Annotated in this window: 28 protein-coding genes and 1 tRNA gene; 21 read left to right on the plus strand and 8 right to left on the minus strand. The window is 27.9% G+C overall.

Annotated features, from left to right (window positions below; genetic code table 11):
* Positions 1-49: 49 nt before the first annotated feature.
* On the minus strand, positions 50-892 hold the full coding sequence (locus tag EXC62_RS01740; protein ID WP_026390087.1) for a DegV family protein: 843 nt from the start codon (positions 890-892) through the stop codon (positions 50-52).
* Complete coding sequence (locus EXC62_RS01745; protein ID WP_162140105.1) at positions 889-1,446, minus strand: DUF1836 domain-containing protein; 558 nt, start codon at positions 1,444-1,446, stop codon at positions 889-891. Before EXC62_RS01745 ends, EXC62_RS01740 begins: the two co-directional genes overlap by 4 nt.
* Positions 1,447-1,686: 240 nt before the next feature.
* On the opposite strand from EXC62_RS01745, the gene EXC62_RS01750 reads away from it, so the two are divergent.
* From EXC62_RS01750 to gyrA, 4 genes are read left to right on the plus strand one after another with little or no spacing between them, the layout of a single operon-like run.
* Entirely contained in the window at positions 1,687-1,908 is a 222-nt protein-coding gene (locus tag EXC62_RS01750) for an RNA-binding S4 domain-containing protein (protein WP_035375564.1), read from the plus strand.
* Entirely contained in the window at positions 1,892-2,932 is a 1,041-nt protein-coding gene (recF, locus tag EXC62_RS01755) for a DNA replication/repair protein RecF (RefSeq protein ID WP_052589677.1), read from the plus strand. The genes EXC62_RS01750 and recF overlap by 17 nt, the downstream gene beginning before the upstream one ends.
* Positions 2,913-4,826 (plus strand): DNA topoisomerase (ATP-hydrolyzing) subunit B, encoded by a 1,914-nt coding sequence (gene gyrB / locus EXC62_RS01760; RefSeq protein WP_129747429.1) that lies wholly within the window; start codon positions 2,913-2,915, stop codon positions 4,824-4,826. Before recF ends, gyrB begins: the two co-directional genes overlap by 20 nt.
* An 11-nt stretch (positions 4,827-4,837) precedes the next feature.
* A complete protein-coding gene (gene gyrA / locus EXC62_RS01765; RefSeq protein WP_052589675.1) occupies positions 4,838-7,456 on the plus strand; it encodes a DNA gyrase subunit A in 2,619 nt (872 codons plus the stop codon).
* A gap of 30 nt (positions 7,457-7,486) precedes the next feature.
* Here the strand turns inward: gyrA and EXC62_RS01770 are convergent, their stop codons facing one another.
* Both EXC62_RS01770 and EXC62_RS01775 read right to left on the minus strand, forming a co-directional pair.
* On the minus strand, positions 7,487-7,768 hold the full coding sequence (locus tag EXC62_RS01770; protein ID WP_035375563.1) for a DUF1294 domain-containing protein: 282 nt from the start codon (positions 7,766-7,768) through the stop codon (positions 7,487-7,489).
* A 220-nt stretch (positions 7,769-7,988) separates the two neighbouring features.
* Complete coding sequence (locus EXC62_RS01775) at positions 7,989-9,155, minus strand: IS110 family RNA-guided transposase (protein WP_129747431.1); 1,167 nt, start codon at positions 9,153-9,155, stop codon at positions 7,989-7,991.
* A 255-nt stretch (positions 9,156-9,410) separates the two neighbouring features.
* Here EXC62_RS01775 and EXC62_RS01780 point away from each other — a divergent pair, with 255 nt between their 5' ends.
* From EXC62_RS01780 to EXC62_RS01795, 4 genes are read left to right on the plus strand one after another with little or no spacing between them, the layout of a single operon-like run.
* The gene (locus EXC62_RS01780; RefSeq protein WP_026391041.1) at positions 9,411-9,818 is read left to right on the plus strand and encodes a bis(5'-nucleosyl)-tetraphosphatase; all 408 of its coding nucleotides are present in this window, start codon (positions 9,411-9,413) and stop codon (positions 9,816-9,818) included.
* Positions 9,819-9,866: 48 nt separating this feature from the next.
* Positions 9,867-10,691, plus strand: a complete 825-nt coding sequence (locus EXC62_RS01785; RefSeq protein WP_026391042.1) for a ZIP family metal transporter — start codon at positions 9,867-9,869, stop codon at positions 10,689-10,691.
* Positions 10,692-10,701: 10 nt separating this feature from the next.
* Positions 10,702-11,535 carry a patatin-like phospholipase family protein gene (locus EXC62_RS01790; RefSeq protein ID WP_026391043.1) on the plus strand — a complete coding sequence of 278 codons (834 nt, stop codon included), beginning with the start codon at positions 10,702-10,704 and terminating at the stop codon, positions 11,533-11,535.
* Between the two features lie 47 nt (positions 11,536-11,582).
* The gene (locus tag EXC62_RS01795; RefSeq protein ID WP_026391044.1) at positions 11,583-12,470 is read left to right on the plus strand and encodes a hypothetical protein; all 888 of its coding nucleotides are present in this window, start codon (positions 11,583-11,585) and stop codon (positions 12,468-12,470) included.
* 153 nt (positions 12,471-12,623) lie between these two features.
* Here the strand turns inward: EXC62_RS01795 and EXC62_RS01800 are convergent, their stop codons facing one another.
* Positions 12,624-13,922, minus strand: a complete 1,299-nt coding sequence (locus EXC62_RS01800; protein WP_129747433.1) for an ISL3 family transposase — start codon at positions 13,920-13,922, stop codon at positions 12,624-12,626.
* 163 nt (positions 13,923-14,085) lie between these two features.
* Positions 14,086-15,702, minus strand: a complete 1,617-nt coding sequence (locus EXC62_RS01805; protein WP_408609940.1) for a formate--tetrahydrofolate ligase — start codon at positions 15,700-15,702, stop codon at positions 14,086-14,088.
* 22 nt (positions 15,703-15,724) lie between these two features.
* Here EXC62_RS01805 and EXC62_RS01810 point away from each other — a divergent pair, with 22 nt between their 5' ends.
* From EXC62_RS01810 to EXC62_RS01835, 6 genes are all read left to right on the plus strand, one after another.
* Positions 15,725-17,134, plus strand: a complete 1,410-nt coding sequence (locus EXC62_RS01810; protein WP_026390971.1) for an amidohydrolase — start codon at positions 15,725-15,727, stop codon at positions 17,132-17,134.
* The gene (locus EXC62_RS01815) at positions 17,134-17,703 is read left to right on the plus strand and encodes an NUDIX hydrolase (protein ID WP_197724323.1); all 570 of its coding nucleotides are present in this window, start codon (positions 17,134-17,136) and stop codon (positions 17,701-17,703) included. Before EXC62_RS01810 ends, EXC62_RS01815 begins: the two co-directional genes overlap by 1 nt.
* 39 nt (positions 17,704-17,742) lie before the next feature.
* Positions 17,743-17,831, plus strand: a tRNA-Ser gene (locus tag EXC62_RS01820).
* Between the two features lie 325 nt (positions 17,832-18,156).
* Complete coding sequence (locus EXC62_RS01825) at positions 18,157-18,486, plus strand: hypothetical protein (protein WP_026390969.1); 330 nt, start codon at positions 18,157-18,159, stop codon at positions 18,484-18,486.
* 11 nt (positions 18,487-18,497) lie between these two features.
* Entirely contained in the window at positions 18,498-18,689 is a 192-nt protein-coding gene (locus tag EXC62_RS01830; protein WP_026390968.1) for a helix-turn-helix transcriptional regulator, read from the plus strand.
* 23 nt (positions 18,690-18,712) lie between these two features.
* Positions 18,713-19,414, plus strand: a complete 702-nt coding sequence (locus EXC62_RS01835; protein ID WP_026390967.1) for a DUF4275 family protein — start codon at positions 18,713-18,715, stop codon at positions 19,412-19,414.
* Between the two features lie 62 nt (positions 19,415-19,476).
* Here the strand turns inward: EXC62_RS01835 and EXC62_RS01840 are convergent, their stop codons facing one another.
* On the minus strand, positions 19,477-20,088 hold the full coding sequence (locus tag EXC62_RS01840) for a helix-turn-helix domain-containing protein (protein ID WP_162140297.1): 612 nt from the start codon (positions 20,086-20,088) through the stop codon (positions 19,477-19,479).
* A gap of 555 nt (positions 20,089-20,643) precedes the next feature.
* Here EXC62_RS01840 and EXC62_RS01845 point away from each other — a divergent pair.
* The 7 genes from EXC62_RS01845 to EXC62_RS01875 all read left to right on the plus strand — a co-directional run bounded on the left by EXC62_RS01845 (position 20,644) and on the right by EXC62_RS01875 (position 25,409).
* A complete protein-coding gene (locus tag EXC62_RS01845; RefSeq protein ID WP_162140296.1) occupies positions 20,644-21,129 on the plus strand; it encodes an NUDIX domain-containing protein in 486 nt (161 codons plus the stop codon).
* 36 nt (positions 21,130-21,165) lie between these two features.
* Complete coding sequence (locus EXC62_RS01850; RefSeq protein ID WP_162140295.1) at positions 21,166-21,744, plus strand: DUF998 domain-containing protein; 579 nt, start codon at positions 21,166-21,168, stop codon at positions 21,742-21,744.
* Between the two features lie 4 nt (positions 21,745-21,748).
* The gene (locus tag EXC62_RS01855; protein ID WP_052590022.1) at positions 21,749-22,246 is read left to right on the plus strand and encodes a GNAT family N-acetyltransferase; all 498 of its coding nucleotides are present in this window, start codon (positions 21,749-21,751) and stop codon (positions 22,244-22,246) included.
* Positions 22,247-22,254: 8 nt separating this feature from the next.
* Positions 22,255-23,289 (plus strand): hypothetical protein, encoded by a 1,035-nt coding sequence (locus EXC62_RS01860; RefSeq protein ID WP_026390965.1) that lies wholly within the window; start codon positions 22,255-22,257, stop codon positions 23,287-23,289.
* Positions 23,290-23,452: 163 nt separating this feature from the next.
* The gene (locus tag EXC62_RS01865) at positions 23,453-24,130 is read left to right on the plus strand and encodes a SatD family protein (RefSeq protein WP_162140294.1); all 678 of its coding nucleotides are present in this window, start codon (positions 23,453-23,455) and stop codon (positions 24,128-24,130) included.
* Positions 24,127-24,849: a DUF3307 domain-containing protein gene (locus EXC62_RS01870; RefSeq protein ID WP_162140293.1), complete on the plus strand. Its 723-nt coding sequence runs from the start codon at positions 24,127-24,129 to the stop codon at positions 24,847-24,849. The genes EXC62_RS01865 and EXC62_RS01870 overlap by 4 nt, the downstream gene beginning before the upstream one ends.
* Positions 24,846-25,409, plus strand: coding sequence for a DNA-3-methyladenine glycosylase I (locus EXC62_RS01875; RefSeq protein WP_162140292.1), 564 nt, complete (start codon positions 24,846-24,848; stop codon positions 25,407-25,409). The genes EXC62_RS01870 and EXC62_RS01875 overlap by 4 nt, the downstream gene beginning before the upstream one ends.
* Positions 25,410-25,562: 153 nt before the next feature.
* Here EXC62_RS01875 and EXC62_RS01880 read toward each other — a convergent pair whose 3' ends face one another.
* On the minus strand, positions 25,563-26,729 hold the full coding sequence (locus EXC62_RS01880) for an IS110 family RNA-guided transposase (RefSeq protein ID WP_026391051.1): 1,167 nt from the start codon (positions 26,727-26,729) through the stop codon (positions 25,563-25,565).
* Positions 26,730-26,767 lie beyond the last annotated feature (38 nt).

The following is a 26,767-nucleotide window of genomic DNA, read 5'->3' on the forward strand; positions in this document are numbered from 1 at the left end:
AAAAGTATAAAAAAAAGAAATGCTATAATAATAACATTTCTAGATTATTTTAAACTATTGAAACTGCCATTCCTAAGGCTTCAGGCCCGACATGAATACCTAATGATGGAGTTATTTTTGTAATACTAAATTTTCTAATATTTGGCATTAATTCTTTAATTTGTTTTTCTAACTCTTTAATATTTTCTTTTGTATTACTGTTTAGAAGTGTTACATCATATGCTTTTGCTGTTCCTAAGAAATCTTTAGCAAGTTCAAATAAATTTTTAATTGCATGTTTGTATCCTCTTGTTTTTTTAACAGTATAATATATTCCATTATCATTACAACTAATAACTGGTTTAATCTTTAAGATAGAAGCAATCGTTGCAGATACTAAACCAATTCTTCCGCCTCTTTTTAAATACACTAAGTTATCAACAGTGAAGAAGACTTTTTTCTTTTCAAGATTTTCATTAACTATTTTTACAACTTCATCAAAACTTTTTCCTTCTTTAATTAACTCTAGCGCTTCAAGCGAACTATATCCACTTGCCATACTAATATTCTTTGTATCGATTGTAACGATATTTAAACCTTCATAACTATCAGCAACTTGATTAATAATATTCATTGTTCCACTTAGTCCTTTTGAAATAGGAATAGCGATAACATCAGTAAACCCTTTTTCTTTAATCAAATCTAAAGTATTTAAAATATCTTCAGGACTTGGAAGTGAAGTAGTTACTTTACTAGTATCTAGTTTAGCTAAAACTTCATCTAAAGTTATATCCTTTTTATCAACAAATTCTTTTCCATCAATAATTATTCTAAGGGGTAAAACAAATAAATTCTCATTATTTGGTAAATTAATATCAGACCCTGAGTCTGCGATTACTGCAATCTTTCTCATTTTTTTTCTTTTTCTCCATTCGTTTGTTTTAATTGGTTTAATAGATATTCGCTCATCATTTTTGAAGCGAAGGCAATTGTGGTTGTTTTTAAAGGTAATAAATCGATTTCTAACGGTTCTTGAAAATATTTAACATCAGGTGCACCATTTATTTCTGCAATCATTGCTCTTAATGAATTTTCTAAATAAGTGATAAGTAAATTGAAAGCTTCAACTTTCCCAAACTTATTTGTAATATATCTGATTCCATTGCTAAGACTAGCAAGTGAACTTACTTGTTTTAAAACAGTAATTGCAATAATAAAAGCAACATGATCTTTCGAATATTTTTTCTTAATTGGAGCAGGCATAATACTATTTTTAACATAGTTATTTACCATCGAAGCAGTAAGAATTTTATCGAAAGTTCCAGGTGATGTTATGAAAATAAGACCAACTTGTTCGGTAATATATTCAATGACTTGATCAACATATAAATCAATGTTTGGTAAGTCATCCCATCTAGGAAGTTTTATACTCTCAATAGTAGTTATCCAATCTTTAATATCATCCATTTAAAACACCTCTTCTAGTTTCGAATACTAGATTAACACGTTTTTAAAACAAATGCAATAGTTTTGAATAATTCCAATAATTTACGATATTTACAAAAAAAGCAACATCAAAAAATTAATTTTAAGGGCTTTTATGAGTTTAACATGAATTAGGGTATATATTGGGCTCTAAAACGTTTAAAATGCTTATTTTTTTGCTTATATTATGTTATAATATAAGGGTATGTGAGGGAAGATAAAATGAATCAATTTATTATGAATAACGAAATAATGACATTAACTCAGTTTTTAAAAGTGAATGATTATATAAATTCTGGTGGTGAAGCAAAATATTTTTTAAAAGAATATGTTGTTTTAGTTAATGGGATTGTTTGTGATCAAAGAGGAAAAAAATTATATCCTAAAGATATCGTTATCGTTAATAACGACGAATATATTTTAATCTATGATCAAGAAAGTTAGTTTAAGAAGTTTTAGAAATCATAGTAAACTCGATTTGGAATTTGATAACAAATTTGTTTATATTAATGGTCCTAATGGAAGTGGAAAGACAAGTGTTTTAGAAGCGATTCATTATATATCAACAACTAAATCACATCGAACAAATAATGATGTAGACGTTATTAAGAATGAACAACCTTTTGCAGTTATTAAAATTGATACTGAAAAGAAAAAATACAGTATGGTAATATCTGATAAAGGTAAAATACCAAGCATAAATTCAAAAGAGATAAGAAAATTAAGCGATGTAATCGGTGATTTAAAAGTGATTATGTTTGCTCCTGAAGATTTAAATATCATTAAAGGATCTCCAAGTGTTAGAAGAGGTTTAATTGACTTAGAACTTATGAAAATTGATAAAGAGTATTTAAGTAATTTAAGTGTGTATAAGAATATTTTGAAACAAAGAAATGCACATTTGAAAAATTTAGGATTAAATGATGATTTAACAATTTTAAACATTTTAGGGAAACAATTATATGATGTTGGTATAAAACTTATGAGTAAAAGAAATGAATTTATTAATAAGTTAAACATTGAAACTAAAAATGTGTATCAAAGGTTTAGTGAATATAAAATTGATGTTGTATATGAACCTAATTTAAACAATGAAATGTTTTTAAATCATATAGAAAATAATCAAAAACAAGATATTTTATATAAGACAACTGTTAATGGACCTCATAGAGATGATTTTGTAATCATGTTTAATGATAAAAATGCAAAGAATTCATCTCAAGGTGAGACAAGATTAATGGTTGTTGCTTTAAAGTTAGGGCTCTTAAAAGTCATAAAAAGTGAAGTTAATGATGAAGTTATTTTGCTTTTAGATGATGTTCTAAGTGAACTAGATAATAATGTTCAAAATAAGTTTTTAAATGAATTACCTGATGATGTTCAAGTAATCATGAATAGTGCTATTAAAATAAAAAGCGATAAAATTCAAATAATCAATTTAAAGGAGAATGACAATGAGCGACCATAAAAATTATGATGCTTCCAATATTCAAATATTAGAAGGCTTAGAACCAGTAAGAAAAAGACCTGGGATGTACATTGGTACAACAGGTGCAGATGGATTACACCATTTAGTTTGGGAAATTGTTGATAACTCGATAGATGAAGCATTAGCAGGATATGCTGATGATATCATTTTAGAACTTTTACCTGGAGAAGTAGTAAGAGTTACAGATAATGGTAGAGGTATTCCAGTTGATATCCATCCACATACAGGACGTCCAGCAGTTGAAACGATTTTAACTACACTTCATGCTGGTGGTAAATTTGATAGTGATTCATATAAAGTTTCTGGAGGGCTTCATGGTGTTGGTGCCTCAGTTGTTAATGCTTTATCTGAATGGTATACAGTTAATGTTCATAGAAACAATAAAAACTATTATCAAATGTATAATAGAGGTATTCCTGCAGGAGATTTAATTGAAAAAGGATTAAGTGAACATACAGGAACAATAACAGAGTTTAAATTTGATCCAACAATTTTCAAAGAAACTCAAGAATACGATTTTGAAAGACTAAGACAAAGAATTCAACAATTAGCATTTTTAAATCGCGGAATAAAAATAACAATTAAAGATTTAAGAACAGAAGCAGTTGTTGAAAACACTTATCATTATGAAGGTGGTTTAGTTGAGTATGCAGAGTTTTTAAATGGTAATAGAGTTAAAGTTAATAAAAGTTTGTTTTATGTTGAAAAAATGGTTGATGACATTAACGTTGAAATAACAATGCAATATAACGATTCATTTAACCAAAATATTTATTCATTTACTAATAACATTCCAACTCGAGAAGGTGGAATGCACGAAGATGGATTTAAAATGGCTTTAACAAGAATCTTAAATAACTATGCAAAAGCTAATAAAATGTTAAAAGATACTGAAGATGGGTTTATTGGTGAAGATACAAGAGAAGGTTTAATTGTTATATTGTCAGTTAAGCATCCTGATCCACAATTTGAAGGACAAACTAAAACTAAATTAGGAAATACTGAAGTTAGACAAATAGTAAGTCAAATTTTAAGTGAAGGATTAGATAGATTCTTATTAGAAAATCCACAAGATGCAAAAGCAATTATTGATAAAGTTATCCTAGCTCAACGTGCTCGTGTAGCAGCAAGAAAAGCAAGAGAAGCAACAAGAAGAAAAAATCCTTTAGATAGTTTAGGGTTTGCATCAAAACTTGCTGATTGTCGTACTAAAAATGCTGAAAAAGCCGAACTATATATAGTCGAAGGGGACTCAGCCGGCGGATCAGCTAAACAAGGTAGAGAATCAGAATATCAAGCAATTCTTCCTTTAAGAGGTAAAGTATTAAACGTAGAAAAGGCTAGATTAGATAAGATTTTAAGTAATAATGAAATTTTAATGCTATTTCAAGCTATTGGAACAGGAATTGGTGATGAACTTGATCCTTCAAAAGCAAGATATCATAAAATCGTTATTATGACCGATGCCGATGTCGATGGTGCACATATTAGAACATTGTTATTAACGTTCTTCTATCGTCATTTAAGACCACTTATTGATTTAGGATATATCTATTTTGCTCAACCACCACTATATAAATTATCAAGTGGCAAGAGAATAGAATATGTTTATGATGATGAAGCACTACCTGAAATTGCAGCAACATTTGATGGTCGCTATCAAATGCAACGATATAAAGGGTTAGGGGAAATGAACCCTGAACAGCTTTGGGAAACGACAATGGATCCTGAAACAAGAACATTACTACGTGTAACATTAAAAGATGCTATGGATGCAGACCAAGTATTTAGTATGTTAATGGGTGAGGAAGTTGAACCAAGAAAAGACTTCATTCAAGATAATGCTGAATACGCAAGCGATATCGATATTTAAGGAGTGTAAAAATGGAAGAAAATAAGGATTTAGACTTAAAAGATGAAGTATTAAGTAAAACGACTGAAGGCCATATTAAAGATGTAAACATTTCAAGTGAAATGAAAAAATCCTTCTTAAGCTACGCCATGAGCGTTATTGTATCACGTGCATTACCAGATATTAGAGATGGATTAAAGCCAGTTCAAAGAAGAATTCTTTATGGAATGAATGAACTAGGAATTTATAGCAATTCGGCACATAAAAAAAGTGCGAGAATTGTTGGGGATGTAATGGGTAAGTATCACCCTCATGGTGATTCAAGTATTTACGATACAATGGTTCGTATGGCCCAAGATTTTAGTTATCGTTACTTGTTAGTTGATGGTCATGGTAACTTCGGTTCTATCGATGGTGATGGAGCAGCTGCTATGCGTTATACTGAAGCAAGAATGAGTAAGATTGCTATGGAAATGCTAAGAGACATAGATAAAGATACAGTTGATTTTATTGGAAACTATGATAATAGTGAAAAAGAACCAGCAGTTCTTCCATCAAGATATCCTAACCTTCTAGTTAACGGATCAACAGGTATTGCAGTTGGGATGGCAACTAATATCCCACCACATAATCTAGGTGAAGTTATTGATGGAATATTAGCATATAAAGAAAACAAAGATATAACAATAGCAGAATTAATGAATTTCATTAAAGGACCTGATTTTCCAACTGGTGCACAAATATTAGGCTTAACAGGGCTAAGAACAGCTTATGAAACAGGACGTGGATCAATTGCTATGCGTGCTAAAGCTGAAATTCATGAAAGAAAGAATGGACGTCATAGTATTATTGTAACGGAAATTCCTTATCAAGTTAACAAAGCTTTATTAATTGAAAAAATTGCAGAACTTGCAAAAGATGGAAAAGTTGATGGTATTACTGAATTAAGAGATGAATCAAATCGTAAGGGAATTAGAATTGTTATTGATTTAAGAAGAGATGTTAATCCAAATGTAATGTTAAATAATTTATACAAAAATACACAATTACAAAAATCATTTGGATTTAATATGATTGCTCTTGTTAATAATAGACCTGAAATGGTTAATCTAAAACAAATTATTGTTGAATATTTTAACTTCCAAATTGAAGTAATTCAAAGAAGAACACAATATGAATTAAATAAAGCTGAAGTTAGAGCTCACTTATTAAGAGCATTTGTGACAGTTTTAAATGACGTTGATAATGCTATTGAAATAATTAAATCATCTCAAACTGGTGAAATAGCAAGAGAAAGATTGATGGCTGAATATAACTTTGATGATGTTCAAGCAAGAGCAATCCTTGATATGAGATTACAAAGACTTACTGGTTTAGAAATTGATAAGATTAAAGAAGAAGCAGAACAAATCAGACTTAGAATTATTGAATTAAATCAAATTCTTGCGAGTCACGAAATGAAAGAAAATATTGTTGTTGAAGAACTACAAGAAATTAAAGATAAATATGGTGATGCAAGAAGATCAGAAATAAATCTTCATGATGATTTATCAATTGAAAACGAAGACTTGATTCCTGTTGAAGACGTAATAATTACAGTTACTAACAAAGGTTATATTAAGCGTATGAGAGTTGATCAATATAAATCACAAAATCGTGGTGGAGTTGGTATGTCTGGTATTAAAGTTCATGATGATGATTTTGTTGAACATATAGCAATGACATCAACACATGATTATCACTTATTCTTTACAAACAAAGGACGAGTTTATAAGATTAAAGGATATATTATTCCAGAAGCATCACGTACTGCTAAAGGATTACCAATTGTTAATCTTTTAAGTTTTGATGCTGATGAAAAATTAGCTTCATTCACAAGCATTAAGTCATTTGAAGATGAGAAACAGCATTTAGTATTTGTTACTAAGAGGGGTGTTATTAAACGTACTCCAGTATCTGAATACCAAAATATTAGAACTAACGGAATTATCGCATTAACATTAAGAGAAGACGATGAATTAATAAGTGTTAGAGCAACTGATGGTACTAAGGATATTTTACTTGGAGCAACTAATGGTAAAGCGATTCGTTTTGATGAAAATGATGCTAGATCTATGGGTAGAACAGCGACAGGTGTTCGTGGTATGTCAATTAGTGAAAATGACCAAATAATTGGATCTGCTATAATTGATTCAGATGAAGATGAAATCTTAGTAGTAACGGAAAAAGGTTATGGTAAACGTACTATTGCTGGTGAATACCGCAAACAATCACGTGGTGGTAAAGGTGTTAAAACATTAAATATTACTGATAAGAATGGAATTCCAACGGCATTAAGAGTTGTATCTGGAGATAATGATTTAATTGTTGTTACAGATAAAGGTATTGTTATTAGAACAGCAATTGATCAAATAACAAGAACTGGCCGTGCAACACAAGGAGTTAGAATTATCAATCTTAAAGGTGATCAAAAAGTTTCAACTGTTGCAGTTGTACCAACTGAAAAAGAAGATGAAATAGTTAATGTTGATGGACCTAAGTTTACTCAAGAAGCAATTGAAGTAAATAATAATAAAAAAGAAGCTAGTGATTTAGCTCCTGTTGAAAATGAAACAGAGACAGTTACAAAAGAAAAATTATTTGAAGAATAAAAAAAGTGGGACTTAAAAAGTCCCATTTTTTTAAAATGTTTTGTTAAAAAGAAAAACACCTAGTGCAATATGAATAATAAATGATATAAAGTTCACAACAACAAAATACCAATGTTTATTCTTATGTCTTAGATGATACATTGCAAATAAACCACCTATAGATCCAAAAAAGAAAGACATAAGTAAAAGAGTTTTCTCTTTAGTTCTCCATTTCCCCTTAATAGCTTTTTTCTTATCCATTCCATAAGCACTGTAAGTAACAATACTCATAATTAATAAAACAATTAAATAAATAATAAATGGTGTAGTCATTTAGTTATCCTCCTTGATTTTTACTTATTATAACATTCAGTGATTGCAATTACTAATTTGATACTTTAAAAGTTAGACATAAAACTATATTTATGTTAATATTAATAACAAAAAAAGAAATGAGACTAACTATCAGAAGTCAAGAGATTTGAAGTATTAAACAAGAAAAAACCTCAATCAAGGTTAAATTAAAAATATGAAGAGTATAATCAGCTACATATTATACTAACTTGTTTGTATCAAACGAGACTTTATTAGTTTCAATGTGATAAATTATTCGGATTAATTTCCTAGAGATATTGACTAAAATAACCTTATGATGTTTACCTTGATTTCGTTTTAAGTGATAATAGTCATTTATTTGTGGAATATACTGTAATGAGTAGAAAGCATACATGTAAAGATATTTACGTAGTAGTGAAGAACCACGTTTAACAATTTTTCCGAATCTTTCAGTTGTACCAGATTGACTAATCTTGACATCTAGTCCGGCATAAGCAGTTAGTTGACCAGGATTAGAAAAACGAGTAATATCTCCAATTTCAGCATAAATAGCTGCTGCAGCGATGATGCTGATAGAGGGGATTGTGTGAATCAAGGAATCTGTTTTAAAGTAAAGATTTTCAATTTCCGTATCAAGAACCTCAATTATTCTAACTAATTCAGAATAATGATTGATGATGGTAGTAATTAGTAAATCATATATTTTACTTGAAGTACCAATTGATTCTTTGGCCAAAGATTTTAGTTTTGAAAACTTTGGATATGTGAATTTGCCCCTTGAAAGTTTGCGTAATTTATCAAAGTGGGTCATATTTAAATTAGATATCTTCTCTTTGTTTTTATAGGTTTTTAATATATATAAAGGTGTTTTACCCATTAAATTATTGAAAAAACCTTTAAACTCAGGAAAAGACTTATCTAAAACATTTGTTAGACGAACTAATTGTTTAGAACGCATTTGTAAATAAGTGTCTCGTTGTCTAACTAATTCTTTTAATTCATTTTTATGGTAAAATTTACTATGTAAGGTTTTGTAGTCAAACTGGCCTAACATGGAAGCTATTAGTTTAGCATCAATTTTATCAGTCTTAGTCCTTCTTAACGTAGTAGCCTTGGAAAACTGACTTGTTAATTGAGGATTAAACTCTAAATAAGTATAACCTAATTTAGATAAAAATGATTTCAAATTGATTCCATAATGCCCAGTTGACTCAAAACCTATTTTTATTAGACTTGGATCACTTAAAGCACTTAGCTCATTTTTGAGATTTTGGAATCCATCATAATCGTTCGTGAATGTGAACGAATTAATTTTAACACCTGCATCAGTAGCTATGAAGCAGTCGTGTTTGAATTTTGAGATATCTATTCCAACATGGAACATGATACTCACCTCCTAATGATTTGGCGCAGGGTTTAACGAATCTCTTATTTCTTTAACCTTGTGATAAAGCGTCTAGCGCTAACTAACTAATTGAAAGTTAAAAATAAGAGCCGTAGTAGTTGCCTCATGTAAACGTCAAGCGTTAATAAAATGAAAAAAATCCACGGCGCCTTAAATATATTATAGTAGAAAATAAAGAAAGGATGTATACTCGATTCACCACTATAATCATAAATCGAGTATACAAGGGGGAAAATGAAAAAAGAATATTCATGCGGAGCGATTGTCTATAATAAGGAAAATTTGTTCTTAGTTATTAAGCATCGATACGGAGGACATTACAGTTTTCCTAAAGGCCATATTGAGGGACTGGAAACTAAAAAAGAAACAGCAATAAGAGAAGTAAAAGAGGAAACGAATATTGATATTAAAATTGTAAATGATAAAGAGTTTGTTACTAATTATAAGTTTTATATGGGAGATAAGATGATTGATAAAGAAGTAACATTTTTCTTAGCAGAAGCAATTAGTACAGATTTAATAAAACAAGATGCAGAGGTTAATGAAGTATTATGGTTAAATAAAGAACAAGTTTTAGATATATTAACATATGAATCAGATAAAAAAGCTTTTCTTATTTTAATTACCTTAATTAAAAACTAAAATAATTTGTGATATAATTTTTATATATATGATACGAGGTATATTAATATGCTAGATTGGTTTATGGGTTTACAATCATGGGTTCAAGCATTAATTGCAGGAACATTTACATGGTTTATTACGGCACTTGGTGCTGGTTTAGTTTTTTTCTTTAAAGATATTAAAAAGAATGTTTTAAATACAATGCTTGGTTTTGCTGCAGGAGTTATGGTAGCAGCAAGTTTTTGGAGTTTATTATCACCAGCGATTGAATGGGCTGAAGATAATGGAGCAATACCTTGGTTAGTTGTTGCTATTGGATTTTTAGCTGGAGGGTTATTTTTATATATTGCAGATAAAACAATTCCGCATATGCACTTTGGGAAAAATCATGAAAAAGAAGGAATTCATACAAAATTAAAAAAGAATATTCTTCTTGTCTTTTCAATAACACTCCATAATATTCCTGAAGGACTAGCAATAGGAGTTGCTTTTGGAGCAATTAATAGAGCAAGTGATAATGTTGTTGCTGCAACAGTTGGAGCAATCGCATTAGCTATTGGAATAGGTATTCAAAACTTTCCAGAAGGTGCTGCAGTTTCAATTCCACTTACTCAAGAAAAAATGAGTAGAGGAAAAGCATTTTTTTATGGTCAATTATCAGCAATAGTTGAACCAATTGCTGCTGTACTTGGAGCATTACTAGTCTCATCAATGACACAAGTTCTTCCATATGCTTTGGCATTTGCAGCAGGAGCAATGATTTATGTTGTTGTTGAAGAATTAATTCCAGAGGCACAACAAAACCAATCAACAAAAGGAGCTCATTATGCTGTATTTGGCTTTATGATTGGGTTTACAATAATGATGATTTTGGATGTTGCATTAGGATAAAGGTGATAAAATGAAATTAGGATTAGCACTCGGTGGTGGCGGAGCTAAAGGAAGTTATCAAATAGGTGTTCTAAAAGCATTATATGAAGAAAATCTTTTAGATGATTTAAAGATTGTTTCAGGAACATCAATCGGATCACTTAATGCTTGCCTTGTTATTGGTAAGATGAGTATTGATGACATGATTGATTTATGGAAACAAATTAGTAATAATACACTATATAATAATGGATTAAACAGATTTAAAAGTGATAGATTAGGCTTGTTTGATCAAAGAGTTATGTATGATGTTTTAGTATCAAAACAAAGTCCATCAGATATTATTAATAGTAATATTGTTGGTTACGCTGCTGTTACAAAGATTATTGATAATCAAGGTTTAAGATTTCAACTTAAAAAAGAAAACACTGAGGGAGAAATTTTATGTTTAAATACATCAAATAATCCACATTTAATTGTTTTAGCGAGTTCATCTGTTCCTGTAATCTTTGGACCTACAGAAATTGATGGTAATTACTATGTTGATGGTGGTTTATATGATAATTTACCTGTTGATGTTTTAGTTAATGAAAATTGTGATGTTATTATCACAATAGGATTAACACCTGGATATGATTTAAGTGTTTATAATTCCAATAATGATAAAACAATTATTGATTTTTCACCTAAAAAGAAACTTGCAAATACGTTATTAGGGATGCTTGATTTTAATATGGAACAAATGGAGAAAAGATTTGATTTAGGATATTACCAAGCAAAAGAGTTAATTAATAAATTGAAAGAAGAAAATTTAATAATTGAAAAACAAATAAATAATCAAAAAAAGGGGATTTTTTCACTTTAATAGTTTAAGATAATGTATAATTAAGATAGAAATAGGAGGATTTAAAAATGAAAAAGATTATAAGTTTATTAGTTTTTGTTGTATCATTAGCTATTCTTGTTGGGTGTTCATCTTCAAATGTAGAAATGCCAACAACAAATAAAAAAGATCAAGTTGAGTTATCACAAGAAGAATTGGCAACTAAACTTGAAAATGTTGAAGTTAGTGAAGAAGATGTTGCTAGAATAACAGCTAAAGTAAGATTAGATGCTAAAATATCTGATGAAAAAGCAAATGCAAAACTTGATTTCGATGCATATATTCAAGCAAATGGTAATGCAAAAGTTTCACTATCAGGAAATGTGACATCATCAGCTATGAAATTAAAAGGTAGCGGTGATATATATTCTCAAAACAGTAGTGTATATTTAAACGCTGATTTGAATATGGAAATGAGTGGAACAACACAATCAATTAAAGGAAAATATAAAATTCCTGAATCGGGAGTTACACCTAGTTTACCAGTTGAAATTCCAAGTCCAAATATTGGGGAATTAATTAAAAGTTCTGGAATTATTGAAATGACAGGAAGTTATGAAGGATTAACTTTCTATGAAAAAGATAATGACTTTAGAATAAAATTAGAGGTTACTAAAGACTTATTGAAAAACAATGCTGAAAGAGTCGCAGATTTAGTTTCTAGTTTTGGTGGATCACTAGTTACTAAAGAACAACTTATTGAAGTTCTAAATGAAGTTGACAATATTAAATTTGAATTTGTTATAGTAATAAAAGATAATAAATTTGTTGAAGCAGCTTTAAACTTTAATTTAAAGATTAAAGATGATGAAATTGGCAATATTAATTTGAGTATGGGATTATCTATTAAATTTGGTGAAAAAATGCCAAGTTTTCCTAGTTTTAGTGAATATAAAGATTTTGGTTTTGGATTTTAAAATAATGGCTCTTAGTAATATCGTGTGGTTTTATTGAAAACACCTATGTAATTAGGTGTGGCTAAGTAGCCTATGTAATATAATGTGGTATGTAATAAAGCGGAAGAATCTAAACCTGATTTCTTCCGCTTTTTCTATCCAATCTATTTTAATTTATTCGGGTATTTTAAGGGCTACATCTTTATTAATAGAATAAATGATTCTAGCTCTTAATCTCTTAAAACTTTTAATCCCATTACTAGTCTTAATAATAGTCTTTATTCTAGAATTAGTACCTTCAATTGGTCCATTAGATAATCTTCTATTAGAATCGGATTTAATAAAGGAATTAATAATCTCATTCTTCCAATTAGAAAGTAATTTACCAAAAGATCTAATATCTTCTAACCTGTGATTACGATATTTAGTAATTAAATCAGATAGTAATTCTTTAGCATTATCAAAATTAGAGTTTCTATTAAACTCACGATATTCTTCCTTGATTTTATAAACTTCAGTTAAATCATCATCAATGGATAAAAGAAAATCTTTAATAGAAGATTTATTAAGACTAATTCTAAACTTAGGAATAGAAATATAACCATTATAGATATTATCGTATTCTTTAGTAAAGAAATAATGAAACTTCTTTAACATATAATATTTATCATTCTTATAAGTTTTAAACTCAATATTACCAGCATATTTATTCATTACTTTAATACGATGCTTATTAACGATATCATTAATATGTTTAATAACATGAAAAGAATCAATAGCTATTAAAGCTTTAGGCATAACTTTCGATATAACGTCTTTATAAGGCTTCCACATATCAATAATAACTACTTTAACATTATCTAATTCAGTATGTTTAAGACTAGATAGATATTCTAATAGATATGATTTATGACGAGTTTTTAAAACATCAATTATTTTTTTTGTTTCAAAATCTAAGAATAGACAAGCATAAGGATGTTTAGTCCTTTTTGAAACATGAAATTCATCGATACATAAAAACTTAGGTAATATATTTCTATTTGGATCAACATAATCATCAAAAATATCAATAACAGTTTTAGTAGAAACATTAAAGATAGTAGAAGCACTAGTAAATGTATTAGAAGGATTCTTTAAGTGTTCTAAAATAGATAATTTAGTATAATGACTAATTCTATCTTTATTAATAGTAAAAGGGTTAGGTTCAAAGAAACGTTTTTTACATATTAAACATCGATATCTTCTACTACGATAAATAATATAAGATTTTCTATTTGTAGAAATACTATGAGTTATATTTTTATTTTGGTAGTCATGTGTAGTGGTAATTCCATTGCATAAAGGGCATGGAATAGTTTCTTTTTTAAGCTTAATATGAAAACTAACAATTCCATCAGTTGATACTGCATCAATAGATTCAATTTTATGACTTAAGTGTTCAATTTCTAATACTTTTATGATATTATCATACATGAAAATCCTCCTTGATTATTAAGTGTGCAAAACTATAATAACACAAGAAGGATTTTCTTTATTTATAACCCCAGATAATTACATAGGTATACAATGACCCCAGTTTATTTTTAATAACTAAAATAATTAGGAATATAAAAATAAAAGGCCACGAGGCCTTTTTTTAAAAGTCATATGCTCTTGAATGTTTATTAAGACCAGGCATAATGTTTATACCTTTAGTTATAGCAACGAAGAAGTTAGATCCAAGTGATGGTTTAATTTCTTTAATTGTAATAACAAAGTTTTTTGGTCTACCTAAAAGTTTTGAATCATCTGAAAATGATGAAGGAGTTTTAGCGATACATACAGGTAAATCTTTAATAAGATTATTATATATTTCTAATTGCTCTAAAGCTTTTTTAGTGAATTTAACATCACTAGCTCCATATATCTTAGTAGCAATTTTATAGATTTTATCTTTAGGTGTATCATTTAAATCATATGGTCGATTAATCTCTCTTATTTTATGATTATTAATTGTTTTAACAACAAGTTCTGCTAAATCCTTAGTTCCCCTACTTCCAGAATTGAAACCGTCCGATACTTCAATTTTAAAGTTTTTTTCTTTTGCCCAATTTAGTAAATAATTAATCTCGTCATTAACATCGTTTGTATGTTTGTTGATTGCTATTACAAAATCTAAATTATAGTTTTGAATATTTTCGATATGTTTTTCCAGATGTGGTATACCGTTAATTAAAGCCTCTAGATTAGGTTCAAAATAGTTTTCTGCCCCGCCATGAGATTTAAGAGAATGAAGAGTTGTAACTAAAACAACTAATGAAACATCTTTTTTTAATTCTGGAAGTTTTAAGTCTAAGAACTTTTCCATTCCTAAATCAGCACCAAAACCCGCCTCTGTTACAACATAATCTGCCATTTTAAGAGCAAGTTTTGTAGCAATTATTGAATTACAACCATGAGCAATATTAGCGAAAGGTCCAAGATGAACTAGTGCCGGATTACCTTCTTTCGTTAAGACAACATTGGGATTAAAAGCATCTTTAAGAATAAGCATTAAGGCTCCACTAACCCCTAAATCACTAACAAAAATTGGTTTATTATCAATAGTTAAACCAATTAAAATTTTATTTAGGCGTAACTTTAAATCATCTAGATCATTTGCAAGAGCAAGGACTGCCATTATTTCACTAGCAGCAGTAATAACAAAACTATCTTCACGTAAATCAGTTTGAACTTTTCTTAATGAACGATCATTAACATCAAGTGTTCTAGTCCATAGAACTTTATCGAAACCTAGTTCATTGCCATAAAAAATATGGGCATCAATTAATGCGGATAATAAATTATGTGCTGAAGTTATTGCATGAAAATCCCCAGTAAAGTGAAGATTTATATCTAACTCAGGCTCAATACTGCTAAGTCCACCACCGGTTGCACCACCTTTAATTCCAAAGACTGGACCCATACTAGGTTCTCTTAGGGCAAGCATTGTTTTTGCACCAATAGCATTTAAGCCATCTGCAAGCCCAATTGAGACAGTTGTTTTACCTTCTCCGGCTTTTGTAGGGTTAATAGCTGTTACTAAAACTAATTTCCCATCTTCGATATGATTTAAAGAATTAACCGCTTCAAAGTTAATCTTTCCCTTATCAAAACCGTAAGGTAAAAAGAAATCATTTTTTATATTATACTTTTTAACTACATCAAATATTTTATTCATTTTTCTCACCTCAATATATGTTAAAATATGTTTAACATTATTAATTGTTATTATAACATATAAAGGCGGTAGAATGATGAAGCTGTTTAAAAATGCAACATTTTATACAATGGAAGAAGAGAATAAAAAAACTAATATGGTTTTAACAGATAAAGGAGTAATTATTGCTACTGGTAATGACTGCCTAAGTTATGAGCCTAATGAAATAGTTGATTTAAACGGAAGTTATGTTTTTCCAGGCTTTACTGATGCACATATGCATTTAATTGGATATGGAAGAAAGTTACTTGCTAATGTTATTAAAACTAATGACGTTATTAATGAAATAAAGAATTTTTATAATAGTGAAGATCTATTTGTTGAAGGATATTTTGATTCAGGTTTAACAAAAGACGATTTAGACGTAATTAGTAGCGATTATATGATCATTTTAAGACATAATGATTATCATAGTTTTACAGTTAATTCGAAAGTCTTAGAAAAAATTAGATTTGAACATAAAACGGGCATATTATTAGAAGAAGATGCTAAGAAAGTTTTACCGATTTGGAGTAATTATTCTAAAGAATTATTAGAGAAAATGACTAATAAAGCAATTTTATCACTTTATAAATATGGAATAACAGGTGTTCATACTGACGATTTATCGTATTTTAACAGTTATCAAGAAACACTTGGTATCTTAAATGAAATAACTAAAGAATATCCTTTTAGAATTAATATGTTGATTCATTATGATGTATTTGATGAATACATAGCTAATTATAATATTGACAATAAGTATTTAAAAGATATTCAAGTTAAGCTATTTTACGATGGGACAATATCTTCAAAAACTGCATTGCTAAAAGAAAACTATAAAAATTTAAATACTAATGGATTAAGAATGGATAGCGAAAAAATCTTTTTAGAAAAAATAAAAAAAATAAGAGATAACAAACATAGTGTAGCAATCCATACAATTGGTGACTTAGCATTAAGTGAAGTAACTAATATTTTAATTAAATATAAGAATGATAATGAAATGATTGATAGAATTGTTCATGCATCACTTGCAGATATGGAAACAATTAATAAACTAAGTAAAAGTAATATAGCATTAGATATTCAACCTTTATTTATTGAAAGTGATAAAGAGATTATTAGTGAAAATATAAATCATAATCCCCTAATATACCCATTTAAAGAATATAGTGATCATTGTATTATCTTAAATGGTAGTAGTGATGCACCAGTTGAAAATCCAAATCCTTTATTAGGGATTTATCATATGGGAATTAGCAGATATGAAAGTATAAAAGCCTATACTGTTAATCCAGGAATAACAATTAATGATAATATTGGAATGATTAAAGTTGGATATAAAGCTGATTTTTCAGCCTTTAGCAAAGATTTAATGACTATTAGTTTAGAACAATTAAAAGAGAATGAAGTTTATGCTACGATAATAGATGAAAAAATAGTTTATAGAAATGAGGAAGAATAATGTATATAGATGTTATAAAAAAATATCAACCAATCAATGAACAAGAAGCGGTTGATAAAGCAGCAATTTTAGCTTTTATAAATAGAAACAGTGATTGTTTAAGCAGAGACAATATGATTGCTCATTTAACGACATCAGCAATTGTAGTTAATATGGATTTAACAAAGGTTGTTTTTGCATATCATTTAATTTATAAAGCATGGGCTTGGGTTGGTGGACATAATGACAATGATGATGATTGTTTGAATGTTGCAATAAAAGAAGCAAAAGAAGAGACAGGACTAAAGAATATTGAACCATACTTAAATACTCCAATTATGATAGATATAATTAAGGTGCAAAATCATATTAAACATGGTAAATATATTCCTGATCACCTACATTTGAATTTAACATATTTGTTAGTTGCTGATGAAAATGAAGAATTAAAGATTAAAGAAGATGAAAATAGTGGTGTTAAATGGTTTGCATTAGAGGATATGATTAATATAACCTCAGAAGAAAGAATGAAACCTATTTATCAAAAAGCATTTGATTTTGTTAATAAGTTAAGAAATAATAGAAAATAAAAAAATATTTGAATAATTAAGTGCTATAATCTAAAAAGTGGAAGCGTATCGAAGAGGTCATAACGAGCTTGACTCGAAATCAAGTTGTCTGAAAGGGCACGCGGGTTCGAATCCCGCCGCTTCCGCCATATCTATAATGACCTCATTTTGTTTTTAATAACGTATAGAGTAATCCTTGCATATTTATGTGAGGATTTTTATTATGTGATTTAGCTGATTTATTTAGTAGTAATTAATTCTAATATTATAATGAAAGTCAAACAAAAAGTCTGTATCGTAATAGTTTGCAAATGAGAATTTCTAATTTCTAGAAATAAAATCGACTAATTAAACAAGGTATCCTTGAATGTTAAATATTTTTCAGTATAAAAATGTAAAGTTCTCTTGACATTATTTAAAATGTGATATACAATAAAAATGTAAAGAACATTTAACATTAATGGAGGTATGAAAATGAAAAAAAATGAGATGGAAAAAACCATCAAACTACGTTCTGAAGAAATAAGTTATAAAGTTGCAATATTTGCTCTAGCAATTTGGACTCTATATGAAAGTATTAATATGGTGATAAATAAAACTAAAAGTTTGAACATTCCGATGTATATTTTAATAGTACTTTTATGTGTGCAAAGATTTACAGAGATGTATATTAGCAAAAAAATGGTTGATGGTGATGATGAATATAAAGAACCAAATAAGTTGCTATGGACAATTGGGTCAATTGTAATAGTTGTTTTACTTATTGTTGCAATTGGTATAACAGTTTATGCTACATTGAGCTAGAAGTTAATTGTATGAAGAATAACGTTAAAGAAATTAGAAAACAAATTGGTTTAAGACAAGAAGATATGGCACAAAAATTAGGAGTTAGCCGTCAAACAATTATAGCGATTGAAAATGATAAGTATGATCCATCATTGGAACTTGCTATGAAAATTTCTCGTTTATTTGATTTGTCTATTGAAGATATCTTTATTTTAGAATAGAGATAATAAATTGGAGAGGGAATATGGAAATCGAAAAGTTCTTTAAGAGTTGGTATCGAGTATTTGCAACAAATGTATCTAAAGATATTATGAATAAACGAGTACTTTCTAAAGGAAATTTACCATGGCATATTTTTACATGGGGAGAAGTAGGATCAATAGAAGGACTAGAAGCTTTGAATTGTTTAAAAAAGAGTGATTTTACTGAAGTCATAGCTTTTAGTGGATATCCTAATAATTTTTCAAAGATTAAGAAAATAAAATCGAATGCTGATTTAGAAAAATTATTAGATAATCGTAATGATATTTATATTACTGCTAAAGATTTTTCATGGACTTTTGTTAAAACACATGAAAGTAATTTAGGACCTTATTTTAAATTCAAAGAACTAAAAAATTGTTTAAATTGGTATTGGGATGGATTACATGATGCAAAAATTATTAAAGTGGCTGAGGTTAATTCTGATATTAAAAATAAAAAAAATTATTTAGAATTGCTTCTTGATTCTAGGCAAGCAATTGTTGATAATAAAGTAAAAAATATTCGTTTATATGATTATAAGTTTAAAGATGGAAATTTAGAAAGTATAAAGACTTTTTGGATAAGTGATTCTTTGGAAAAAAATGAAAATAGATATATAATAACGTTAGAAACTGCAGATATTCATAATAATAAATCAATCTTAAAAATAGAGTTTGATTATGCAGAAGTAAAAAGACATTAAGTAAAAAAATCTGGATAATTTCCAGATTTTTTATTTATTAATAGTATTAATTTTTTATAGTATCATTTTATTTGTTCGTTTCTTAGATGAGGACGATAAAATCCGTAGACTACACCTGTTATAATTATGGTTGAATTATTCTTCACAATTAAAGGATCATAAAGATTATTATCAGGGAGCAACATAAGTTCATTATTTGTTTTTCTATATCTTCTAATAAAGGCATTTTTATCAATTGTTCCAACAAGAACAAGATCATTGTTTTCCGGTTCTTTCTTAAGATTAATTAAAACGTAATCTCCATCATAAAATGTAGGAGACATTGAATCATCATCTATCTTAAAGTAAATATAGTTTTCTTTTATATCAACATCAGCAGTTAAGTAACCGATAGAATCTTTAAGATTAAATTTTCCATTAACTAGAGAAGTAATAATAGGAATAGGTTTAAAAGTATTTTCTTTCAAAACAAACTTTTCATTATCAGATAGACAAAGCAAATAATCAGAAGAAACACCAAAGAACTCAGACAACACTTTAATGTGTTGTTGAGATAAAAATGATTCTCCTCTTTCAATTCTAGCAAGTTGACTATAATTGATATTAACTTTTTCATCTAATTCTCTTAAAGAAAGGTTATTTCGCTTTCTTAGTTCTTTTAATCTTGTTTTCATAGTATTGATTTTATGTTTTTTTGAATGCTCATTCAACAACTTGAAACTATTTGTATTATATTGCCACAATTTTGTTGATAATACGTTCAAATAAAACTGCTATTTGAATTGATAATTCACAATATAGAAAAGGGTAATAGTTTTGTAGTCTTCTAGTTCAAAGAAAGAAGTGTTTATATAAATTTAAAATAAAAATCTTATATTTATTTTTGATGTCTAAATTAAAGATGTTATTGTCTACGGTTTATATGAATAAATATTAGGTATTTTTAAAAAGCTGAAAATTAACAAGTTAATAATTATTATTTATACTTATTGGATCATATATTAAAACTCTTATAGATTTGATAGGATTGATTGATTTAGCATTGACAATGTGTCTAATAAGTTGTATAATTTGAATGAATAGTTCACAAATGCTTGGCGTGTATAAAAGATGATGGATGAACTATTTACAAAAACAATATTCTTATGGAAAAAAAAGTTTCTTTAAACGGAGACTTTTTTTCTTTATTAAAATGATATAATAATAAATAAGAATTGAGGTTGATTTGTATGAAGTATTGTCCTGAATGTGGTAATAAGTTAATAGATGCAATAGTGGATGAAACTAAAGTTAGAAAATGTAATAATTGTGGTTATGTTGATTGGGGAAATTTGATTAATGTTGCTGCAGTTGTTGTTGCTTTTAATGATAAAAATGAGTTTTTGATGGTTTCCTTAAAAGGTCGGGAAAAGGGTAAATTAACATTTCCTGGAGGATATCGAAATATTGGGGAAACAATTGAAGAAGCAGCAATCAGAGAGTTCTACGAAGAAACAGGAATGCGTGTTACTGATTTAGAATTATATAAATTCTTTACTAAGGACGAGCAAAGATTACTTTGGGTAGTCTATAGAGGTGTATTACCAAAAGAAATTAAGTTTGTGGATAACAATGAAACAGAAGAAATCTATTTAGTAAGTAAAGATCATAGAATTGATGAATCAAAATTAAGAGGATTACTTACTAAACAAGTTTATTTAGAAATACTTAAATGATTTTTTAGTTAAAATAAATGTGAAAGAGAAAATAAAATGAAGCGAAAATTGAAAGTCTTGGCGTTATTAGGTTTAGTATTGTATTTTATGCATGTTATACTAGGAAACATCTTAAATCATGGTTATAATCCCTTAAAACAAGCTGTAAGTGATCTAACAGCAGATGGAGCAAGCAATGTTATTCTAATTAGATTAATAACATTCTTAAGTGGTTTGTTATTCTCAGTTTGTTTAATAGTATTGAGTCTTAAAATAAGAAAAAAAGGAATAATTGGATTTGCATGTATGCAGTGTGTATCAACAATTGGATATTTAATTTTTCCATTATCTAATAAAGGAGATTACAAAGATATCGGACACCTTGTTGTTACAGGAATAGTTGTTTTATTATCAATAGTGTCAATTATATTAGTATACTTAGATGAAAGAAAAATTAATAAGAAGTTTAGTATATTTAGTTTAGTTGTTTTATTAGTTATGTTTTTGGGAGCAATGTTCTCAAATATTCTTTCAGATAGTTATTTTGGAGTTGCAGAGAGATTTACTGTATATAGTGTTATTATATATATGTACATATTAGTTGTTTATTATTCTAAAAAGATAAAGAATGGGTGATTTTATGGAAACAGAGAGATTAATATTAAGACCAGTTAGTCATAGTGATATTAACGATATTTTTAAATATTTTGATTCGAAAGTTACTAAGTATATGTATCCAAGACCATCTAAAACGATTGAAGAAGTGAGAACAATTGTTGATTCAATGATTTTACAAAGAGAAAGTAAAACAGATTATATTTACTCAATTCTAAAAAAATCGACAAATGAGTTTATTGGTTTAGTTGGACTACATAATTTAAAAAATGTAACTCCTGAAGTTGGACTTTGGACAAAACTAGAATCTCATGGTAATCATTATGGAAGAGAGGCCGCTTCAAGAGTAATTCAATATGCAAAAGAATTAGGATATAAGAAACTTGTTTACCCGGTTGATAAAAGAAATATTGCTAGTAAGAAAATACCTTTATTTTTTAATGCGAAAGTTATTAAAGAGGAAATAAAGAAAAACCGAAGTGGCGATACTTTAGATATTGAAGTATATGAAATAGTCTTATAGAGGTGCTTATGAAATTAGAGATAATATATAAAAATATTAATGAAAAGCTAGAAAAATTAAATTTTGAAGAGATTTGGCCAAACTTTAAGAAATATAAATTTGCTATTTATAGTTCAAAAGAAGTTTGTATTAATGGTGAAATAATTCCTTATAATGAAAGTTTTATAGGTAATACAGCAATAAAATACCAAGATGAGTTAATTGCTATATGGAATTATGAAATGGATCCAGTCTATGATATTGATATTTTAACGGCAAGTCTTGTTCATGAAATGTTTCATTGTTTTCAGATGGAAAATGGAGAAGCGAGATATCCAAATGACTTGGAAATTCTAATGTACCCAAATGAACTTTCAAACTATCAAGCAAAGCTAAATGAGAATAAAGTTTTAGTTGATTCTTTGAATGGTAATAAAAAGCTTGATTTATTTGTTTCAATTAGAAACTACAGATATAAGTTAATTGGCACTAATATAATTAATGAATATAAAACAGAAACAATTGAAGGAACAGCGGAGTATGTTTTTTTAGTGGCTTTAAAACAATTATCAAATGATAAGTATTTAGAAAGAGTTTTAATTTATAAAGAAAATATCATTAATATGAATTTAATTTTCGATATTAGAAGAATATCTTATTATGTTGGAGCATTATATTATTTGTTACTTGATCAAAATGGAATTGATTTTAAGAGTTTTAGTTTTAAAAGTAAGCGAACAGTTTATGAGTTAATTAAGAGAAATGAAGTTGAATCATATGATAATTTAGTGATTGATTCAGAATTAAAAGTTATTTTTAATGAATTAGTTTTAAAAAGAAAAATGAAAGTTAATGTCTTCAAAAAATTAGAAAAAACGGATTTGAATACTAAATATCAAATTAAAGGGTATGATCCGATGAATATGTTTATGTATAATGAATACATATTTTGTTCACACTTTATTTTAATTGGGAATGAAAAAGAGAATATTTATATTAATCAGCCAGTTATGTTAGAAATTGAAAAAGAAAATGGAATAAAAGTAATTAGATATTTTAAATAAATCGCACTTTCAAATGCGAAAAAACAAAAATCGCAGTTTAAAATGCGAAATTAGATAAATCGCACTTTTAAATGCGATTTTTTTGTATTTAAGAGAAAAAATGATATAATAAAAGTAAATTAAGTATTAAGTCTATATTATTTAAGGAAGGACATAAAATATTATGAATAAATATATAGCTATCATTTGTGATATAAAAAACTCGAAACAAAATCTTGATAGATATAAGCTGCAAATAAAGTTAGAAACAATTTTAGATGAAATTAATTCTGAATATGATCAAGATATAAAGATGAGGTTTACAATAACATTGGGCGATGAATTTCAAGTTCTACTATCTTCAACCGCTAATATATTTGAAATGATCTATAAAATAAAATTAAAGTTAAAAGATGTGGAGATTAGAGTAGGCATAGGAATAGGTAATCTTGAAACGAGCATTAAAAACACGACTAATTCATTTGGTACTGATGGGCCAGTTTGGTGGAATGCACGTGAAATGGTTGAAAGTTTAAAGAAGAAAAATGAAAAAAGTCTTCGAAATCAAAGCAGTATAAAAATTAAAGGGTTGAATAATAAGAATATCGAAGACTTAGTTAATCATACTTTTGTTATATTGAATTTAATTGAAACAAAGTTTACTAAAAGTCAAAAAGAAATAATTGATAAGACAATTAACCTTTATGGGTTTAGTTTAGATTTTACTCAAACAGAATTAGCAATGAAAATAAATGAAGATATAAAAAGAGTTAATAAAATCTTAAATAATGCAAAATATTATGATTTTATAAATACATTTAAATATATAACAAAATTAATAGAAATGGAGATGACTGAATGAGTAATATTATTTGCTTGTTGGGAATAATTCATGTTTTGGGAGATTTTTATTTTAAATCAGAAAAAGAAGAAAAGATTAAATATCAATTTATAAATTTGTTGATTTTATTGATGTTAAGCACTGTTTTTTTAACTGTCTTTGGATTTGAAATAAATTTATTAATAGTTTTAGTAATCAATTTGTTGGTACATAACTTCATTAATATTATTAAATATGGTTTTAAGAAAAAGTTAGATAAAAGTAATCAACATGAAAAACTTGCTTATTGTCTTGATCAGTTACTTCATATAGTAACAATTTTTATATTAGCAGCAATCTTTAAAGATAAAATCTCTTTTAGTAGCAATTGGGCTACTCACACAGCAAAAATTCAAAAATTTTTTCCGTTGATGCTTGCTGTTCTTTTGAATGGAAAACCTGCAAATAAAACATTTAAAATCTTGTTTAGTAATTTCAAACCTAAAGATGAAAATGACAATATTGATGAGCAAAGTGTGGGTAGATGGATTGGAACATTAGAAAGATTAATTATAATGTTGTTGTTTATTATGGGAGAAATTGGCTCGGTTGCATTAATCATTGCAGCTAAAACACTAACTAGATATAAAAAAATAACGGATGATGTTGAATTTGCCGAGTATTATTTGTTAGGAACTTTGTATAGTTTAGGATATTCATTTATCGTTGCATTATTATTATTGAGGGGGGTTCAAATATGAATATAGAAAGATGTAGTTGGGCAAATACAAGTGAATATGAAATGAAGTATCATGATAATGAATGGGGAGTTCCAACTTATGATGATAAGGTTTTATTTGAGTTTTTAATATTGGAAGGACAACAAGCTGGATTAAGTTGGCAAACAATCTTAAAAAGAAGAGAAGGAATGAGAGAAGCTTACTATAATTTTGATCCTGAAAGATTAATAACATTAACTGATGTTGATATTGAAAAACTATTAAAAGATAATCGAATTATTAAGAATAGACTTAAGGTTAATAGTGTTGTTAATAATGCTAAATGTTATTTTAAAGTTATTGAAGAGTATGGAAGTCTTTCAAATTTTCTTTGGAGTTTTGTTGATGGAAAACCGGTAGTTAATCATTATAAAACTATATCCGAGGTTCCTGCTAGTACGCAATTATCAGATCAAATAAGTAAAGAATTAAAGAAAATTGGTTTTAAGTTTGTTGGTTCAACAATAATCTATGCGTTTATGCAAGCAGTTGGTATGGTAAATGATCATTTGATTTCTTGTTTTAGACACAGCGAGGTTTGAAGCAACAAACGATTGCTTTTTTAGTTTTTTGAAAGTGATATAATATTCTTATGGAGACTAACTATAGAAAGTAAAATGAAATGATAAATAAAATACAAAAAAACCTATAAATAGGCTCAGGTGTGAATATAAAGATAAATAATTAGCTACAAATTACTTAATCTTATTTAAATCAAATGGTGTTTTATTAATTTGAATGTGAAAAATAATGCGGATTAATTTTCTGCAAATATGTGTTAAAACCACTTTATGATGTTTACCTAATGTTTTCTTGTTATGATAGTAGTCATGAAATTGTGGAATGAATCTTAAACTTAAAAGAGCATAGTTATAAAGTTTCTTTCTAAGTAAAGAAGAACCTCGTTTAACAATTTTACCCTGATGTTCCTGTGTACCTGATTGACTAACACTAACATCTAATCCAGCATAAGCTATTATTTGTCCGGAATTAGTGAAACGATTGATATTACCGATTTCTGCATAAATAGAAGCGGCAGTGATTATTCCAATACCTGGAATAGTGTGAATTAAGGAATCGGTATCGTTGTACAAAATTGTTATTTGTTCATCTAATTGGTTTATAAGCTCTGTTAAATGATAATAGTTATCTACAATCATGGGAATCAAGGATTCATAGATTTTACTAGATATACCAACCGATACTTTAGCTAAATGTCTTAGATTAGAAAACCTAGGATAACTAAGTTTACCCATTGACATTTTCCTTAAAGTATCATAATGGTCATTATTAAGATTTGCAATCTTTTCCTTAGTTTTAAACTTTTTCAAGATATATAAAGGGGTTTTACCTAATATATTGTTAAAAAAAGGTTTAAATTCTGGGAATACCTTATCAAGGATGTTAGTGAGTCTTACTAACTCCCTGCTTCTAGACTCAAGATAATTTTCTCTTAGTCTAACTAATTCTTTTAAATCATTTTCATGATAAAATGATGTATGTAGGGTTTTGTAATCAAAGTGACCTAACATACTTGATATTAATTTAGCGTCAATTTTATCAGTTTTAGTCTTTCTTAACGAGGTAGCCTTCGAAAACTTATTCGTTAATTGAGGATTGAACTCTAAGTAGGTATATCCTAACTTAGATAAAAATGATTTTAAATTGATTCCGTAGTGTCCAGTTGATTCTAACCCTATTTTTATTTGGGTTTTATCACCTAGTGCTACTAACTCTTTTTTTAGAGTTTGGAATCCTTCATGGTCATTATTAAATGTAAATGACAAAACCGTATCGCCTGCATTAGTAGCTATAAAGCAGTCGTGTTTAAATTTTGAGATATCTATTCCTACATGGAACATAGATCTCGCCTCCTATTTATTTGGCGCGTAGTTTGCAC

The sequence above is a fragment of the Haploplasma axanthum genome, assembly GCF_900660745.1.
In the GTDB taxonomy this organism is placed as follows: Bacteria; Bacillota_I; Bacilli_A; order Acholeplasmatales; family Acholeplasmataceae; genus Haploplasma; species Haploplasma axanthum.

Coding starts and splice junctions, on each gene's coding strand:
- EXC62_RS01835 (WP_026390967.1), top strand. CDS start 18,713: ATGGAAATCGAAAAGTTCTTTAAGAGTTGGTATCGAGTATTTGCAACA.
- EXC62_RS01745 (WP_162140105.1), bottom strand. CDS start 1,446: ATGGATGATATTAAAGATTGGATAACTACTATTGAGAGTATAAAACTT.
- EXC62_RS01850 (WP_162140295.1), top strand. CDS start 21,166: ATGAAGCGAAAATTGAAAGTCTTGGCGTTATTAGGTTTAGTATTGTAT.
- EXC62_RS01845 (WP_162140296.1), top strand. CDS start 20,644: ATGAAGTATTGTCCTGAATGTGGTAATAAGTTAATAGATGCAATAGTG.
- EXC62_RS01740 (WP_026390087.1), bottom strand. CDS start 892: ATGAGAAAGATTGCAGTAATCGCAGACTCAGGGTCTGATATTAATTTA.
- EXC62_RS01800 (WP_129747433.1), bottom strand. CDS start 13,922: ATGTATGATAATATCATAAAAGTATTAGAAATTGAACACTTAAGTCAT.
- EXC62_RS01815 (WP_197724323.1), top strand. CDS start 17,134: ATGTATATAGATGTTATAAAAAAATATCAACCAATCAATGAACAAGAA.
- EXC62_RS01830 (WP_026390968.1), top strand. CDS start 18,498: ATGAAGAATAACGTTAAAGAAATTAGAAAACAAATTGGTTTAAGACAA.
- EXC62_RS01860 (WP_026390965.1), top strand. CDS start 22,255: ATGAAATTAGAGATAATATATAAAAATATTAATGAAAAGCTAGAAAAA.
- EXC62_RS01785 (WP_026391042.1), top strand. CDS start 9,867: ATGCTAGATTGGTTTATGGGTTTACAATCATGGGTTCAAGCATTAATT.
- EXC62_RS01880 (WP_026391051.1), bottom strand. CDS start 26,729: ATGTTCCATGTAGGAATAGATATCTCAAAATTTAAACACGACTGCTTT.
- EXC62_RS01810 (WP_026390971.1), top strand. CDS start 15,725: ATGAAGCTGTTTAAAAATGCAACATTTTATACAATGGAAGAAGAGAAT.
- EXC62_RS01855 (WP_052590022.1), top strand. CDS start 21,749: ATGGAAACAGAGAGATTAATATTAAGACCAGTTAGTCATAGTGATATT.
- EXC62_RS01825 (WP_026390969.1), top strand. CDS start 18,157: ATGAAAAAAAATGAGATGGAAAAAACCATCAAACTACGTTCTGAAGAA.
- EXC62_RS01780 (WP_026391041.1), top strand. CDS start 9,411: ATGAAAAAAGAATATTCATGCGGAGCGATTGTCTATAATAAGGAAAAT.
- EXC62_RS01750 (WP_035375564.1), top strand. CDS start 1,687: ATGAATCAATTTATTATGAATAACGAAATAATGACATTAACTCAGTTT.
- EXC62_RS01875 (WP_162140292.1), top strand. CDS start 24,846: ATGAATATAGAAAGATGTAGTTGGGCAAATACAAGTGAATATGAAATG.
- EXC62_RS01795 (WP_026391044.1), top strand. CDS start 11,583: ATGAAAAAGATTATAAGTTTATTAGTTTTTGTTGTATCATTAGCTATT.
- EXC62_RS01775 (WP_129747431.1), bottom strand. CDS start 9,155: ATGTTCCATGTTGGAATAGATATCTCAAAATTCAAACACGACTGCTTC.
- EXC62_RS01790 (WP_026391043.1), top strand. CDS start 10,702: ATGAAATTAGGATTAGCACTCGGTGGTGGCGGAGCTAAAGGAAGTTAT.
- recF (WP_052589677.1), top strand. CDS start 1,892: ATGATCAAGAAAGTTAGTTTAAGAAGTTTTAGAAATCATAGTAAACTC.
- gyrB (WP_129747429.1), top strand. CDS start 2,913: ATGACAATGAGCGACCATAAAAATTATGATGCTTCCAATATTCAAATA.
- EXC62_RS01870 (WP_162140293.1), top strand. CDS start 24,127: ATGAGTAATATTATTTGCTTGTTGGGAATAATTCATGTTTTGGGAGAT.
- EXC62_RS01770 (WP_035375563.1), bottom strand. CDS start 7,768: ATGACTACACCATTTATTATTTATTTAATTGTTTTATTAATTATGAGT.
- gyrA (WP_052589675.1), top strand. CDS start 4,838: ATGGAAGAAAATAAGGATTTAGACTTAAAAGATGAAGTATTAAGTAAA.
- EXC62_RS01865 (WP_162140294.1), top strand. CDS start 23,453: ATGAATAAATATATAGCTATCATTTGTGATATAAAAAACTCGAAACAA.
- EXC62_RS01840 (WP_162140297.1), bottom strand. CDS start 20,088: ATGAAAACAAGATTAAAAGAACTAAGAAAGCGAAATAACCTTTCTTTA.